Genomic DNA, 14,850 nt, shown 5'->3' with positions numbered 1-14,850 from the left:
TGGGCGCCTATACTGGTTGGCGATGCCGACCGACAGCGCCCTCGCTACCCTCCCCCTCGATACCGCCTTCCGCTCCGACATCCCCGGGCGGCTGGACCGCCTGCCATGGTCGCGCTGGCACTGGCGCGTAGCCATCGCGCTGGGCGTCGCGTGGGTGCTCGACGGGCTGGAAGTCACGCTGGTGGGCTCGGTCGGCGCGGTGCTGGAGCGCCCGGACACGCTCGCGCTGACCGCGACGCAGGTGGGATGGACCGGCTCGCTCTACATCCTGGGCGCGGTGATCGGTGCGCTGGTGTTTGGCCGCATGGCCGACCGGCTCGGACGCAAGCGGCTGTTCCTGGCCACGCTCGCGGTCTATATGGTGGCAACGCTGGCCACCGCGTTCGCACCGGACTTTTACTTCTTTGCCGCGTGCCGCTTCCTGACCGGCCTGGGCATCGGCGGTGAGTACGCGGCGATCAATTCCGCCATCGACGAACTGATCCCCGCGCGCGTGCGCGGGCGCGTGAACCTGGCCATCAACGGCAGCTTCTGGCTGGGCGCGGCGCTGGGTGCGGGACTGAGCCTGGTGCTGCTCGATGCGCGCGTGCTGGGACCGGTATGGGGCTGGCGCGCGTGCTTTGCGCTGGGCGCGGTGCTTGCGGTCGCGATCGTGCTGGTGCGCAAGCACGTGCCGGAAAGCCCGCGCTGGCTCGCCACCCACGGCCGGCTGGAAGAGGCCGAGCGCGTGGTCGCCGCGATCGAGGCCGAGGTGCGCGCGCGCCACGGCACCCTGCCGCCAGTGGCGCCCGATTGCGTCGCGGTGGCCATGCGCAGGCGCGCCGCGCCCGGCGTGGGCGAAGTCATGCGCCTGCTGGTGCGGCGCTACCGCGTGCGCAGCACCATCACGCTGGCGCTGATGGTGTCGCAGGCGTTCTTCTACAATGCCATCTTCTTCACCTACGCGCTGGTGCTGGCGCGCTTCTATCATGTGCCCGAAGGGCGCGTGGCGCTGTACATCTTCCCCTTTGCGCTGGGCAATGCCGCGGGGCCGCTGCTGCTCGGGCCGCTATTCGACCGCGTCGGGCGGCGGCGCATGATTGCCGCGACCTACGTGCTGTCCGGCATCGGCCTGGCGCTGACGGGCTGGGCCTTTGTCGAAGGCTGGCTCGATGCACGCTCGCAGGCGCTGTGCTGGTCGGGCGTGTTCTTCCTCGCTTCAGCGGCGGCCAGCTCGGCCTACCTCACCGCCAGCGAAGTGTTCCCGCTGGAGATGCGCGCACTGGCGATCTCCGTCTTCTATGCAGTCGGCACCGGCACCGGCGGCTTTATCGCACCACTGCTGTTCGGCATGCTGATCGAGAGCGGCAGCCGCGAAGCGGTTGGGGTGGGCTACGGCATCGGCGCGGCACTGGTGATCGTGGCCGGGCTGCTGGCCTTGCGCTTCGGCATCGATGCCGAACGCCGTCCGCTGGAACAGATCGCACCGCCGCTCTCCGCCGACAACTGACCGGCATCATCGCCAATGTCGCAATCATTGCGACATTGGCGACATTTGCGCCATTCACAACACTCCGCAACATTGCGTAAGCCGGCAAGCACGCCGCAGAAGGCACGGCACATCGCTGCGTGCCGCCTGCAATCTTACTGCCGTGTTAAGCAGTGCTACAGCCTCCCCTTACACATTTTTACAGCAAGCGACGGGGCACTTGTCTAGCCTTAACTCACCTGCGGTGGCCTGAGTGCATCAGTCTTTGCGTCAGCGGGCTGCCATTTCTTGGCCAGGGCTTGTGTCCTGGCCATTGTTCAACGCTGCTCGCATAGAGGCGGGCAAATCCACGGACCGCAACGCGGTCCGACCGCAAAGTGCGCCGATACGGCATCCCGCCACATCGCGCGTGCTGCAGACAACAAGCTGAATTGGGGACATGCAAGCCGGGCATCGCGCGACTGCCCTAGCGCGAGGCCACCCGCTTGCTTGGAAAAAATCTCGTCCGGCGTGCGCAGCGCACAGCCGGCGGGGAAGCCTTTGATTTGCTAGCCGGAGAACAACACCATGGCCGACCAGCGCAACAACCCGCCACCCAGACAACACTTGCTGACGCCGGCGCCAGCCGCGCGCCAGTCCCAGGGCGAGGGACTGGTGGAACGCAAGCAGCCCGTGGCGGTGCCACTGTGGCACATCGTGCCGCGCATGGCCGGATACGGCGTGGTGCTGTTCATCGTGTGGGCAGTGCTCACGATCATGTTTCCAAATGTGTTCACGCGCTCGTCGGAACGCGCCGTGGTCAACAGTCCCGTGAGCCTGGTGACTTCGCCAGTCGAAGGCATCGTGATGCAGCAGAAGATCGCTGCCGGCCAGCCGTTCACCGCCAACCAGCCGCTGATGATGGTGCAGAACCCGAACATCGACCGCTCGCTGCTGGTCGAGCTGACCGGCAAGAAGCTCGACAACCAGCAGCGCTACGATTCCGCCAAGGCAAAGCTCGAAAGCAACCGCCGGCTGCTGGCCGCGACCGAGCAGGACCTGCAGCGCTACAACAGCGCCGCGCAACGCGAGCATGGGGCGCGCGTGCGCGCACTGGAAGCGCGCCTGGCATCGGCCAAGGCGCAGGAAGACCAGCAAGAGGAAGTGGTCAACCGCAACCAGAGCATGCAATGGGCTGGCGCGGTCAGCGAAGCTTATACCAACGCTTCGCGCTACCAGCTGTCGATGCTGACCAACGCCAAGGCCGCGGCCAAGGCCGAACTCGACAACGCCGTCGGCGAGAGCGAGGCGTCGCGCAAGAAGGTCTATACCTCTTCCACGGACAGCCCCAGCGCCGCGCTGTCGCAGCGGCGCCAGGTGTTGAACGCCGAGTCCGCGCAGCTGACCGCGGAACTGGAGCAGCTGGAAGCGTATGGCAAGTCGGTCGACCAGCTGCTCGCCACCGAGCAGGAACGCATCGACCGGCTTTCCAACCTCGAGATCCGCTCGACCGAGCCCGGCACCGTCGAAGACCTGATCGCGCAGCCCGGCATGCGCGTGGCGGCCGGCGCCACGCTGGCCCGCACCAGCAACTGCGCGCAAACGCGCGTGGTGGCGGTGTTCCCGCGCAGCCTCAGCGACAGCCTGCTGCCCGGTGCGCGGCTGAATGTACAGGTCGATGGCCTGCCCGCGGCGCTGCCGGCATCGGTGGCGGAGATCCTGCCGCGTGCGCCCGATGGCGACCAGGCCCGCTATTTCGTGCCGTTCCCGCCGATCGAGAAGAACGAGATCTACGTGATCGCCAAGCTCGACCGGCCGCTGGACAAGCTGCCGGGCAAGGCGAGCGCATCGGGCGTGGTGTCCGCCGCGAACGCGTCGAGCCCGCAGCAATCGTCGGGGCATTGCGGCATGGGTCGCTGGGCGCGCGTGACGCTGAACCAGAGCTGGCTGGGACAACTGCGCGCGTCGCTGTCGTGATGGCACGCGCAGGCACGGGAGACCCCCTGATGCGACGACCAATACCTGATAGCCCCTCCAGGATCGCGGCAAGCGTGCTGCTTGCCGGATTGCTTGCCGTGGCGCCACGCGCTGCTTCCGCGGCGCAGGCAGCAGCACCACCCGCGCAGCAAACCCTGCTGGCCGACGGCTGCAAGACGCTGGCCGAGCGCGTCAGCCGCGAACCCGGCAACGGTCCGCTGTTCCTCGGCAGCTACGAGCCCGCGCCGGGCGGCGAACCGCTGGCGCCGGCGCTGCGCAATGCCGCCTTCGTCTACGACAACGCCCTGGCCGGCATCGCGCTGGTGGCCTGCAAGCGCCCGGCCGAAGCGCGCCGCATCGCCGACGCCGTGCTGCAGGCCACGCGCCAGGACCGGCACTACCGCGACGCGCGCCTGCGCAACGCCTACCGCGCCGGTGCGTTGCCGCCAGGCCCGGCACCGCTGCCGGGCTGGTGGGACGATCCCAGCAAGCGCTGGTTCGAAGACGCCTACCAGGTCGGCACCGCCACCGGCAACGTGGCCTGGGCCGCACTGCTGCTGCTGGCTGTGCATGAGGCCACGCGCGACGCGCGCTACCTCGACGGCGCCGCCGCGCTGATGGGCTGGGTGCATGGCAGCATGCCGGACAATGGCGCCCCCGCGGGCTATATCGGCGGCTTCTTCGGCCACGAACCCAAGCAGACGCGGCAGGGCTGGAAGTCCACCGAGCACAACGTCGATACCTACGCGGCCTTCAGCTGGCTGGCCAGCCTGCGCAACGATCCGCGCTGGCGCGACGGCGCCGCGCGCTCGCGCGGCTTTGTCAACGCCATGTGGCAGCCACGCGAGGGCCGCTTCATCATCGGCACGCACGACGACGGCCGCGCGCCCAACGACGGCCCCTCCGCGCTGGATGCCGTGCTGTGGCCGCTGATCGCGATTCCCGATCCGCCGCAGGACTGGCGCCGCAACCTGGCCTGGGTCGACGCACGCCATCGCGCCGGCGCCGGCTACGGCTTCAAAGCCAGCCCCGACGGCATGTGGACCGAAGGCACCGGACAGGCCGCGCTGGTACTGCAGGCCGCCGGCCTCACGCCGCAGGCGCAGCCGCTGTGGCAGTTGCTGCTGTCGCAACGCGCGCCTTCCGGGATGCTCTACGCCACGCCGGAGGCGCGCATCAGCACCGGGCTGTCGATCGGGCCCACTTCGACCACGGAGGACTTCTACTACTTCCACCTGCCGCACCTGGGCGCCACCGCCTGGGCCGTGCTGGCCGCGGCGCGCTGGAACCCGTTCCGTCCGGGCGGTTGCCTGGAACCGTCCTGTCCGCCGCCGGCCGTCGCCGCCTCCACCTCAGCCGCGACCAACGCCACCAACAAGGAGTGACGATGTTCGCCCTCTTTCTCGAAAACCAGTCGCTGCTGGTCATCAATGGCGGCGTGCTGCTCGCGGTGGTATTGCTCGCGCTGATGTGCCGCCAGGACCGGCCCGCCGACCGCGTGCTGTTCGGCGGCGTCACCGCCTTGCTGCTGGTGGTCTACCTGACGTGGCGCGTCAGGGAAACGCTGCCGGACTGGCAGATGACCTTTACTAGCGTATGGGCGCATGTGTTCTTCGCGTTCGAATGCATGACGCTGGCCTATACGCTGCTGTCGATCGTGGTGCTCACGCGCAACAGCAACCACTCGCCGGATGCCGATGCGGGCGAAGCTGCGCTGCGCCGCGCGGGGCAGGTACCGCGCGTGGACATCTTCATCGCCACCTACAACGAAGGGCTGGAGATCCTGGAGAAGACCATCGTCTCCGCACTGGCGATCGACTATCCCGACTTCCGCGTCTGGGTGCTGGACGACACCCGCCGTGACTGGCTGCGCAAGTTCTGCGACAGCGTGGGCGCGTACTACGTGACGCGCCCGGACAACGCGCACGCCAAGGCCGGCAATCTCAACAACGGCCTGCGCCACAGCGCCGAGGCCGGCGGCGCGCCTTACATCCTGGTGCTCGATGCCGATTTCGCGCCCCACCGCAACATCCTGCTGCGCACCGTGGGGCTGTTCAACGACCCGCGCGTGGGCGTGGTGCAGACGCCCCAGTTCTACTACAACGCCGACCCGATCCAGTACAACCTGCGCGCCACCGAATGCTGGGTCGACGAGCAGCGCGCCTTCTTCGACGTGATGCAGCCGGCCAAGGACGCCTGGGGCGCGGCGTTCTGCATCGGCACCTCGTTCCTGGTGCGGCGCGACCTGGTCGAGCTGATCGGTGGCTTCCCCACCGGCACCGTGACCGAAGACATCCACCTGACCTACCGGCTGCTGCCGCACGGCTATATCACGCGCTGGCTCAACGAACGCCTGAGCGTAGGCTTGTCCGCCGAAGGCCTGCCCGAGTACATCAGCCAGCGCAGCCGCTGGGGGCTGGGCACGATCCAGGTGGCGCTGACCGCGGACGGGCCGCTGCGCGGACGCGGCTACACCCCGGTGCAGCGGCTGCACTATGTGCATGGCCTGCTGCACTGGCTCTCGCGGCCGTTCACGCTGATGTTGCTGGCCGGGCCACTGCTGTACTGGTATTTCGGGGTCTCGACGCTGTACAGCGAGCCGCTGCAGTTTCTCGCTTACGGCCTGCCGGCGCTGGTGGCGTACTGGGCCTACAGCATCTGGATCACCGGCCAGCGCGCGCTGCCTATCTTTACCGAGGTGACGCAGATCGTGGCGTCGCTGGCGGTGACCGCATCGCTGGTCAGCGCGATGTTCAAGCCGTTCGGGCGGCCGTTCAAGGTCACCAACAAGGGGCTGGACCGCTCGAAGCTGGTGATCCACGGCAAGTTCGCCGCGCTCTATGCCGGGATGCTGGCACTGTCGGCGCTGGGCCTGGGGCGCGCGCTGGTGGTCGACCCCGATGCGCCAGGACTGGCCTTCAACACGGTCTGGACCGGCGTGGCGCTGATGCTGTACCTGGCGTCGTTCCTGGTCTGCGTGGAGCTGCCGCGCCCGCGCAAGGAAGAGCGCTTCCCGCACCGCGCGGCGGCGCTGCTGCGCGTGGATGGGCGCGAGTACCGCGTCACCACCAAGGACCTCTCATGCAACGGCGTGGCCGTCACCACGCCGCTGGCGCCCGCCTTCCGCGCCGGCACCGAAGGCGCGTTGTGGCTCAGCCAGACCGGATGGATTCCTTGCCGCATCGTGCGCCGCGACGGCCAGTTGCTGGGCATCGCGCTGCATGCCGACATGGCGGCGCGCCACAGCCTGATCCGCCTGCTGTTCACCGATCCCGCGCACAACATCGCCCGGCAGGGCCGGCCGCAGCTGGCGATCTCGCGCTTTATGCGGCGCGCGCTGCTGGGCTGAATGCCACCTTCTTCTTCGACTCTCCGGGACCCTTCATGCGAAGCTTGCCACGCCGCCGTACCCTGACCCCGCCGCGCCTGCTGCTGCCCGGCGCACTCGTGCTCGCCCTGGCCGCCTGCACGCTGGAGCCGCAATACCAGCGGCCGGATGCGCCGATCCCTTCGGCCTGGCCGGAGGGCGCCGCTTATCGGACCCCTCAGGCCAATGCGGCGCGCGGCGCGGCGCAGCCAGGCCAGCCGGCGCAACCGGCGGGCCCTTCCGCCGCGGACCTGGGATGGCGTGACGTCTTCGTCGATCCGCAGCTGCGGCAGCTGATCGAGCTGGCGCTGGCCAACAACCGCGACCTGCGCATGGCGACGCTGGCCATCGACGAAGCGCGCGCGCTGTACCAGATCGAGCGCGCGGCGCAGTTCCCCACCGTGGAAGGCAATGCCGGCATGGTGTCGCAGCGGCTCTCGCCGCGGCTGCGCGCACCGGGCCAGTCGCAGCAGATCACCACGTACAACGCGGGCATCGGCTTCACCGCGTTTGAACTCGATTTCTTCGGCCGGGTGCGCAGCCTCAAGCATGCGGCGCTGGAGGAATACATGGCGACGGAAGAGGCGCGACGCAGCGCGCAGATCAGCCTGGTGGCGGAAGTGGCCAACGCCTACCTGACGCTGCAGGCTGACCGGGAACTGCTGCGGCTGTCGCAGGAAACGCTCAAGACCCAGCAGGACGCGGCCGAGATGGTGCGGCGCGGGCGGCAGGCCGGTGCCATGGCCCAGCTCGACCAGCATCGCGTGCAAACCCAGGTGCAGACCGCGCAGGTGGGCGTGGAGCAGTACACGCGGCAGGTGGCGCAGGACGAGAACGCGCTGACGCTGCTGGTCGGCGCCCAATTGCCGAAATCCGTGACAGATGCGGGTGCGGCAGCGAAGCCGGATCCGCTCGAACCACGCTCGCTGCTGAGCGAGTTTCCCGAAGGACTGCCGTCGAGCCTGCTGGAGCGGCGTCCTGACGTCCTTGACGCCGAGCACCGGCTCAAGGCCGCCAACGCCAATATCGGCGCTGCGCGCGCGGCGTTCTTCCCGCGCATCTCGCTGACCGGCGCGCTGGGCGTGGCCAGCACCAGCCTGGCGGGACTGTTCTCCGGCGGCATGGCGTGGCTGTTTGCACCGCAGCTCACCGTGCCGATCTTCGACGGCGGCCGCAACCGGGCCGGGCTGGATGCGGCCAATGTGCGCAAGGACATCAACGTGGCCAACTACGAGAAGACCATCCAGACCGCTTTCCGCGAAGTGGCCGACAGCATGGCGGCGCGCGCCACCTACGAGCGCCAGGTCAAGGCGCAGGAAGCACTGGTACGCGAAGGCAGCGAAACGCGGCGATTGTCTGAAATGCGCTTCAAGAATGGCGTGGACGACTACTTCGGCGTATTCGATGCGCAGCGCCAGCTCTACACCGCGCAGCAGGCGCTGGTCACGTACAAGCTGGCCGGGCTGACCAGCCGGGTGTCGCTGTACAAGGCGCTGGGCGGCGGCTGGCGCGAGGTGGCGGATGCGTCCGGTGGGCGCGCAAACCCCGCGCCAGCCGCGCGGCCCCAGGCGGCAGTGCGGCCCCAGGCCCCAGCACAGCCCCAAGCTGCGGCGCAGCCGCGAGCCGTAGCGCAGCCACAAGCCGTAGCGCAACCCCAGTCCGCAGCGCAGCCACAAGCCATAGCGCCGCCCCAGGTCGCCACGCAGCCCCAAGCCGCAGCGCAACCTCAGGCCGCTACGCAGCCCCAGGCCGCAGCGCCACCGGCAGCCGCGGCTCAGCCATCCCCCGTCGCGGCAACGCAGCAGTGAGCCAGGCGGCGGTGCGGCGGGATGCCTGGCTCAGAAGTACTTCAGCCAGCGCCAGTCGCGCCGCCGCGCCTTCAGCGCCGCGAACCAGCGCACCGCCGGCCATAGCAGGACGGCCAGCACGGCCGCCACCAGCCACAGCTGCCAGACGTGGTCGAAGCCGAACACCCTGGCCTGGTTCAGGCCCCAGTGGTGCGCGCAGGCCTGGTACAGCAGTTGCAGCACGTACAGGTGCAGCAGGTAGAAGAACATCGGCACGGCGCCGAACACCGCAAGCCGCCGCGCGAGCCAACCGCGCTCGGCACGCTCCAGCCAAACCAGCAGCAACAGCCCGACACCCAGTGTCAGCAGCAGGAACAGCAGCGACGGCGGGTACTTGGTGACATTGAGGAAGCTCATCGCGGTATGCAGCGCGTCGCTGCCCGGCATCCACTTCTGCTCCTGGCCGTAGCCGTTTAGTACGCGCAGCACGGCAAAGCCGGCCAGCGCCGCCACGGCGCAGCCGGCGAGGCGCCGTTGCCTTGCACCGGCAGGCATCGACGCGGCAAACCACGGCCCCGCCGCGTAGCCCAGCGCAATCACGCCGATCCACGGCAGCACCGGGTACGAGGTGCGCACCTTCAGCCCGTCGGCGATATCGATCCAGGTCCGGTCGTGCAGGATCGCCCAGGGTATATGCCACACGCTTTCCGGCGGGAAATGCAGCGGGCTCAGCAGGTTGTGCCCGGCCACCAGCGCGATGCCGGCAGCGATCAGCATCGGCCGCGGCAGCCACACCAGCGCCGCCAGCGCCATCATGCTCAGGCCGATGGCCCAGATCACCTGCAGGTAGACCACCTGCGGCGGGAAGGTCCAGGTCCAGGCAAAGCCGACCAGCGTCAGCTCCAGCACCACCAGGAACACGCCGCGCCGCAGCAGGAAGCCGCTGACCGCGCCGCGGTCATGGCCGGCCGCGCCGTAAAGCCAGGCCGAGACCCCGGCCAGCCAGATAAACACCGGCGCGCACAGGTGGGCGGCGAGACGGCTGAAGAAAAGCGCCGGGGTGGTCGCACTGGCATCCATGGGATCGGTGACCTGCACGTGCAGGAAGAACATATCCCGCACGTGGTCGAGCAGCATGATCAGGATGACCAGCCCGCGCAGTGCGTCGATGGACAGCAGCCGGCCGCCGGCCGGCCGCGCGACCGCGGCAAAAGGGGAGACTGCCGGGAGAGATGGAGGCGCGGCAGTGCGCGCGTGGCCCGGCAACATTGTCAGTAGCTCAGTTGCACGCCCAGGCGCACGGTGCGGCCCGCGCCCGGCGCGATCCACAGGTTGCTGTACGAGCTGGCGTAGTAGGTCTTGTCGAACAGGTTGCCCACGTTCAGCGACACGCGCAGCTTGCGGCTGTATTGCCAGTAGCCATGCAGGTCCACCGCCACGTACGCGGGCAGCGAGAACGAGTCCTGCACATCGCCCGGGCGTCGTCCGACGTAGCGCAGCCCGGCGCCGACGCCATACCGCTGCCCGATCGGCGTCGCGTCTTCATACACCGCCAGCAGGCTGCCGCTGGTGCGCGGCACGTTGGACAGCGGCGTACCCGGCGCGATGCGCGTGTCCTGCGTGATCTCCGCATCGGTCAGCGCAAAGCTGCCCGACACGCGCCAGTGCGTGCCGATCTGCCCCGCCACGTCCAGTTCCACGCCGCGGCTGCGCGCCTCGCCGGCGGCGATGAAATACGACGGGTCGGCGGGATTGGCGGCCAGCACGTTGCGCTTGCGGATCTCGAACACGGCCAGCGTGGCACCGGTGCGGCGGTCGTCGCTGTCGAACTTGATGCCGGCCTCCATGGCGCGGCCGCGTTCCGGGTCGAACGGCTGGCCGGCGGCGTCGACGCCGGCATTGGGCCGGAACGACTGGCTGGCATTGGCGAACAGCGACAGGTTCCGGCTGGCCAGGTAGCTCACGCCCACGCGCGGCGACACCGCGTTCTGGTGCCGCGTGGTGCGGGTGCCGCGCAGGTGGTCGTCCAGCGACTGGTCGAAGGCATCTAAGCGCGCGCCGGCCAGCACGCGCCAGCGCTCGCCCAGGCTGAGCTGGTCCTGCGCGTAGACGCCGACGTTGCGCTGGCGCTCGTGCGTGTCCATGTTCCAGGGCAGCGGCGGCGCCGGCTGGCCATAGACCGGATCGTAGATATCGATCGCGTACGGCGCGGCGGCGGTCGGGTTCTTGCGCAGCACCTGCATGGTGTTGCCGAAGCGGTAGGCGTCCACGCCCATCAGCAGTTCATGCCCGACCGGGCCGGTGGTGAACTTGCCCGTCACGCTTGCCTGCAGCGAGAGATCGTCCGACTGGAAGTCGCGGTAGCGCCGCGAGCGCGACAGCGTGCGGCCGTCCGCCGCCAGCGCAGCGGCCTCGGAGGAATGCCCGGTCAGCGCGCCACCGCGGTATGACAGGGCCAGCCGCCCCTTCCACCGATCCGAAAACTGGTGCTCCACGCTGAGCTGGTGCGACTGGCTGTTGAGCCGCATGTCGCCGTCGCCGGGCTCGCCCAGGAAGCGCGAGCGCGGGATGCGGCCCAGCTGCCCGTTGACGGCGACCACGCCACGGTCCATCGGCGTGGTGTAGCGCTGGAATTCCGCCGCGTACTGCAGGATGGTGTCGTTGCCCAGCGTCCAGCTGAACGACGGCGCCACCAGGTAGCGCTGGCTGTTGATGTAGTCGCGCGTGCTGCCCTGGTGGTCGGCCACGGCGATCAGCCTGCCGGCCACGTCCTCGCCCAGCGGGCCGGTCACGTCGGCCGCCAGCCGGTAGGCGTCGCGCGTGCCGACCTCGAATGAATAGGTCTGCGCGGGCCGGAACTGCGGCTGGCGCGTGACCACGTTGAAGGTGCCGCCGGGCTCGCCGGTGCCGTACAGCGAGGACGTGGGGCCTTTGAGCACTTCCACGCGCTCGATGGTGGCCGCATCCATCGGCGCCGTGTAGCCGCGGTTTGCGGCAAAGCCGTTGACCAGGTAGCCGGCGCCGGTGTTCTCGTTGCCGGTGAAGCCGCGCATGGCAAAGTTGTCCCACAGGCCGCCGAAGTTGTTCTGGCGCGCCACGCCGCTGACGTAGTCGAAGGTCTGGTCGAAGCGGGTCGCGCCGATATCGTCAAGCATCGCGCGCGGCACCACACGCACGGACTGCGGGATCTCGCGCAGCGGGGTGTCGGTGCGGGTAGCGCCCGACGCGTCGGGCGGGTTGTATGATGCGATGGCCGTGCCGACCACCGAGACCGCCGGCAGCGTAATATCGGAACCCTCCGCCGCGTCGGCGAGGCCGGAAATCGCCAGCATCAGCGCGGCGACTGGCCGCCGCGAACGCCCCGGCAATGGGTTCAGGCGCAATGCGCAGGCGGCGGGCAGGAAAGAGCCCGGCGCGCGGCAAGGCCGCTTGCGCCGGCCAAGGCTGGGCTGCGGTGGCAGCATAGGAACACCCCGGAAGGAACGAGTCACCGCGGCGGCAACCAGGTACGCTCGTTAATGATAATAAATTCTCATTAATATTTTAGGCATGGAACGCATGACCCGTCAACGCGGCGCTGTGATGGACGCGCTACGTGAAGCCGGCCGGCCCCTGAGCCCGGCCGAGATCCTGGCCGCGGCGCAGCGCCAGGTGCCGTCGCTGGGCCTGGCCACGGTCTACCGCAACCTGCGCGCGCTGCTGGACGACGCGCGCGTGCATGCCGTTGAACTGCCGGGCCAGCCGGACCGCTACGAGCTTGCGGACGAACCGGGCGCCGTCACGCACCGGCACTACTTCCAGTGTCTGTCGTGCGATCGCGTCTTCCCGCTGGAAGGCTGCCCCGGACACCTGGAAGAGATCACGCCACCGGGGTTCGTGGTCGAGCACCACGAGCTGACGCTGCTGGGCCGCTGCCCGGACTGTGCGGGCAAGGCCGGCAAACGGCGCAAGCCAGCGGCGCGCAATCACTGAGGCCTGATGCGGGGCAGGTCCGTGATCACCACGATCGCCCCAAACAACTGTACTGCGCCAACCGCCCCAACCTGTATATGGCGCCAGGGCGGCATCTGCCCCATGATGCCGCTGCACCGCGCACCAGACGCACGCCATCCCCACAGGACCCCGAATTGCCCCACGCCGCCGCCAACCGACGCTCGACCCTGATCGCCGTGCTCGCCCTGACCGCCTCGATGGCCTCGCTGTGCGTCGGCACCTCGTTCGCCAAGAGCCTGTTCACGGTGCTCGGCGCGCAAGGCACTACAGCGCTGCGGGTAGGCTTCTCCGCGCTGATCCTGCTGTGCGTCTGGCGACCGTGGCGCATCCCGCTGACGCTGGCCAATGCGCGCGCGATCGCGCTGTACGGGGCGGCGCTGGGCGCCACCAACCTGCTGTTCTACATGTCGCTGCGCACCATCCCGCTGGGGCTGGCGATCGCCATCGAATTCACTGGCCCGCTGGCGGTGGCGGTGCTGTCGTCGCGGCGCGCGATCGATTTCCTGTGGATTGCGTTCGCGGTAACGGGCCTGCTGCTGTTACTGCCGGTGGGCGAAGCTGCCGGCACGCTCGATCCGGTCGGCATCGGCTATGCGCTGGCAGCCGGCGTGGGCTGGGCGCTCTATATCGTGTTCGGGCAGATGGCGGGCAACGCCCACGGTGGCCAGGCGACGTCGCTGGGGCTGACCACGGCGGCACTGGTGGTGATGCCGTTCGGGTTGGCGCACGCGGGCACCGCGATGTTCAGCCCGACGCTGCTGCTGTTCGGGCTGGCGGTGGGCGTGCTGTCGAGTGCGATCCCCTATTCGCTGGAGATGGTGGCGCTCAAGCGCCTGCACCGGCGCACCTTCGGCATCCTGCTGAGCATGGAGCCGGCCATGGGCGCGCTGGCGGGGCTGGTGTTCCTGCACGAGCAGCTGAGCCCGGTGCAGTGGCTGGCGATCGCCAGCATCATCACGGCCTCGGTGGGCTGCACGCTGACGGCGCGCGGCAAGCGTGCCGCTCGCTGATGGGGCGCCCTTCCCTCAGCGCGCGCCGAACCAGTCTGCCGGCAGCGACTGCGCGCTGCGTGCGGGCGCGCGCAGCGCCAGCGAGACTTCGTGCAGGTAGCTATCCTCCGGATTGCGGCGGGTGCTGAAGCCGCAGTCACGCAGGATGGCGAGCATGCGGCGGTTTTCGCTGAGCACGTCGCCACGCATCGCGTGCAGGCCGGCGGCCCCGGCCAGGTCGCGCAGCTTGCCGATCAGGCGCCGGCCCAGCCCCTGGCCTTGCCAGGCGTCGGCGACCACCACGGCGAGTTCCGCGACCCGCCCGCTCACCACGTATTCCGCGCTGGCGACCACGGCCGGCTCGCCGTCGGCGCCGGGCGCCTCGATCACCAGCGCCACGCCATCCGGCCCCGGGCTGGCGAGGCCATCGACAATCTGGTCCACCACGCGCCCGCCGGTCAGGAAGCGGAAGTAGCGGCTTTCGCGCGACAGGCCGTCCACCAGCGCCCGTAGCGCCCCGCCATCCTGCACCTGGGTGCGGCGCAACGTGACGCGCACGCCCCGCTTTACCGTCCAGCTTTCCGCATCACCCGACCGGACTTCGCTCTTGCTTTCCATGCCGCCACCTGACTACATTGTTTGTAGTCAGAGTATACGCAATAGCCTGACTTTTGCAAATGAAGTCAGCATGCTATGCTGGGTTCACCATGAACATCACTGCGTCCGACCTCCGCCACTGCTCGATCGCCGCCACGCTTTCGCTGATCGGCGAAAAGTGGACGATCCTCATCCTGCGCGATGTCCTCTCCGGTGTAACGCGCTTCGACGACTTCCTCCGCCGGCTGGAATGCTCGCCCGCAGTGCTGTCCGCGCGACTCAAGACGCTGACGGAGGCCGGGTTGCTGCGCAAGGTCGGCTACCGCGAGCCTGGCGAACGCGAACGCTTCGAGTACCGCCCCACCCGTGCCACGGTCGAATTGCTGCCCGTGCTGATCGGGCTGATGCAGTGGGGCGACTGCAATATGGCGCACGGCGAAGGCCCGGTGCAGGTGCGCTCACGCGCCAGCGGCAAGCTGGTGCGCGCTGCGCTGGTCGACGAGGATGGGGCACTGGTGTTACCCCGCGACATGCAGATGATCCCCATGCGTCGCCTTGAAAAGGAAGGCCACGGCGACTAGGCCTCTGTCCCCGTGTGCTGCATCGCACCACACCAGCCCACTGCACTGCACCATGACTGTGCCGCGGGCCCGCAGGCCGCCCCACCTCAGCGCATTCGAGGCGTTCCCCAAG

General features: G+C 69.0%; 11 protein-coding genes. 8 read left to right on the top strand and 3 right to left on the bottom strand.

Annotated features, from left to right (window positions below; translation table 11 throughout):
* Window positions 1-22 precede the first annotated feature (22 nt).
* The 5 genes from ABNX08_RS22925 (at window position 23) to ABNX08_RS22905 (ending at window position 8,599) form a co-directional block, all read left to right on the top strand.
* Window positions 23-1,489, top strand: a complete 1,467-nt coding sequence (locus ABNX08_RS22925; protein ID WP_022537990.1) for an MFS transporter — start codon at window positions 23-25, stop codon at window positions 1,487-1,489.
* Between the two features lie 546 nt (window positions 1,490-2,035).
* Window positions 2,036-3,424 (top strand): HlyD family secretion protein, encoded by a 1,389-nt coding sequence (locus ABNX08_RS22920; RefSeq protein WP_022537989.1) that lies wholly within the window; start codon window positions 2,036-2,038, stop codon window positions 3,422-3,424.
* Window positions 3,425-3,453: 29 nt separating this feature from the next.
* On the top strand, window positions 3,454-4,809 hold the full coding sequence (locus tag ABNX08_RS22915; protein ID WP_022537988.1) for a hypothetical protein: 1,356 nt from the start codon (window positions 3,454-3,456) through the stop codon (window positions 4,807-4,809).
* A 2-nt stretch (window positions 4,810-4,811) separates the two neighbouring features.
* Window positions 4,812-6,773, top strand: a complete 1,962-nt coding sequence (locus ABNX08_RS22910) for a glycosyltransferase (RefSeq protein ID WP_022537987.1) — start codon at window positions 4,812-4,814, stop codon at window positions 6,771-6,773.
* 35 nt (window positions 6,774-6,808) lie between these two features.
* Complete coding sequence (locus ABNX08_RS22905) at window positions 6,809-8,599, top strand: efflux transporter outer membrane subunit (RefSeq protein ID WP_041681718.1); 1,791 nt, start codon at window positions 6,809-6,811, stop codon at window positions 8,597-8,599.
* Window positions 8,600-8,629: 30 nt separating this feature from the next.
* Here the strand turns inward: ABNX08_RS22905 and ABNX08_RS22900 are convergent, their stop codons facing one another.
* Both ABNX08_RS22900 and ABNX08_RS22895 read right to left on the bottom strand, forming a co-directional pair.
* Window positions 8,630-9,847, bottom strand: coding sequence for a DUF1624 domain-containing protein (locus ABNX08_RS22900; RefSeq protein ID WP_022537985.1), 1,218 nt, complete (start codon window positions 9,845-9,847; stop codon window positions 8,630-8,632).
* Between the two features lie 2 nt (window positions 9,848-9,849).
* The gene (locus tag ABNX08_RS22895; protein WP_041681717.1) at window positions 9,850-12,042 is read right to left on the bottom strand and encodes a TonB-dependent siderophore receptor; all 2,193 of its coding nucleotides are present in this window, start codon (window positions 12,040-12,042) and stop codon (window positions 9,850-9,852) included.
* 85 nt (window positions 12,043-12,127) lie between these two features.
* Here ABNX08_RS22895 and ABNX08_RS22890 point away from each other — a divergent pair, with 85 nt between their 5' ends.
* Both ABNX08_RS22890 and ABNX08_RS22885 read left to right on the top strand, forming a co-directional pair.
* Entirely contained in the window at window positions 12,128-12,550 is a 423-nt protein-coding gene (locus tag ABNX08_RS22890; protein WP_041681716.1) for a transcriptional repressor, read from the top strand.
* A 155-nt stretch (window positions 12,551-12,705) separates the two neighbouring features.
* Window positions 12,706-13,581: a DMT family transporter gene (locus tag ABNX08_RS22885; protein WP_022537982.1), complete on the top strand. Its 876-nt coding sequence runs from the start codon at window positions 12,706-12,708 to the stop codon at window positions 13,579-13,581.
* 15 nt (window positions 13,582-13,596) lie between these two features.
* Here the strand turns inward: ABNX08_RS22885 and ABNX08_RS22880 are convergent, their stop codons facing one another.
* Window positions 13,597-14,178: a GNAT family N-acetyltransferase gene (locus tag ABNX08_RS22880; protein ID WP_022537981.1), complete on the bottom strand. Its 582-nt coding sequence runs from the start codon at window positions 14,176-14,178 to the stop codon at window positions 13,597-13,599.
* An 89-nt stretch (window positions 14,179-14,267) separates the two neighbouring features.
* Between ABNX08_RS22880 and ABNX08_RS22875 the strand changes: the two genes are divergently transcribed.
* A complete protein-coding gene (locus ABNX08_RS22875) occupies window positions 14,268-14,738 on the top strand; it encodes a winged helix-turn-helix transcriptional regulator (RefSeq protein WP_041681715.1) in 471 nt (156 codons plus the stop codon).
* The last annotated feature ends 112 nt before the right edge of the window (window positions 14,739-14,850 follow it).

Origin of the sequence: Cupriavidus sp. DF5525 (genome assembly GCF_040149425.2) — a bacterium.
In the GTDB taxonomy this organism is placed as follows: Bacteria; Pseudomonadota; Gammaproteobacteria; order Burkholderiales; family Burkholderiaceae; genus Cupriavidus; species Cupriavidus pickettii_A.
This window is presented reverse-complemented; position numbering and strand designations above follow the sequence as displayed.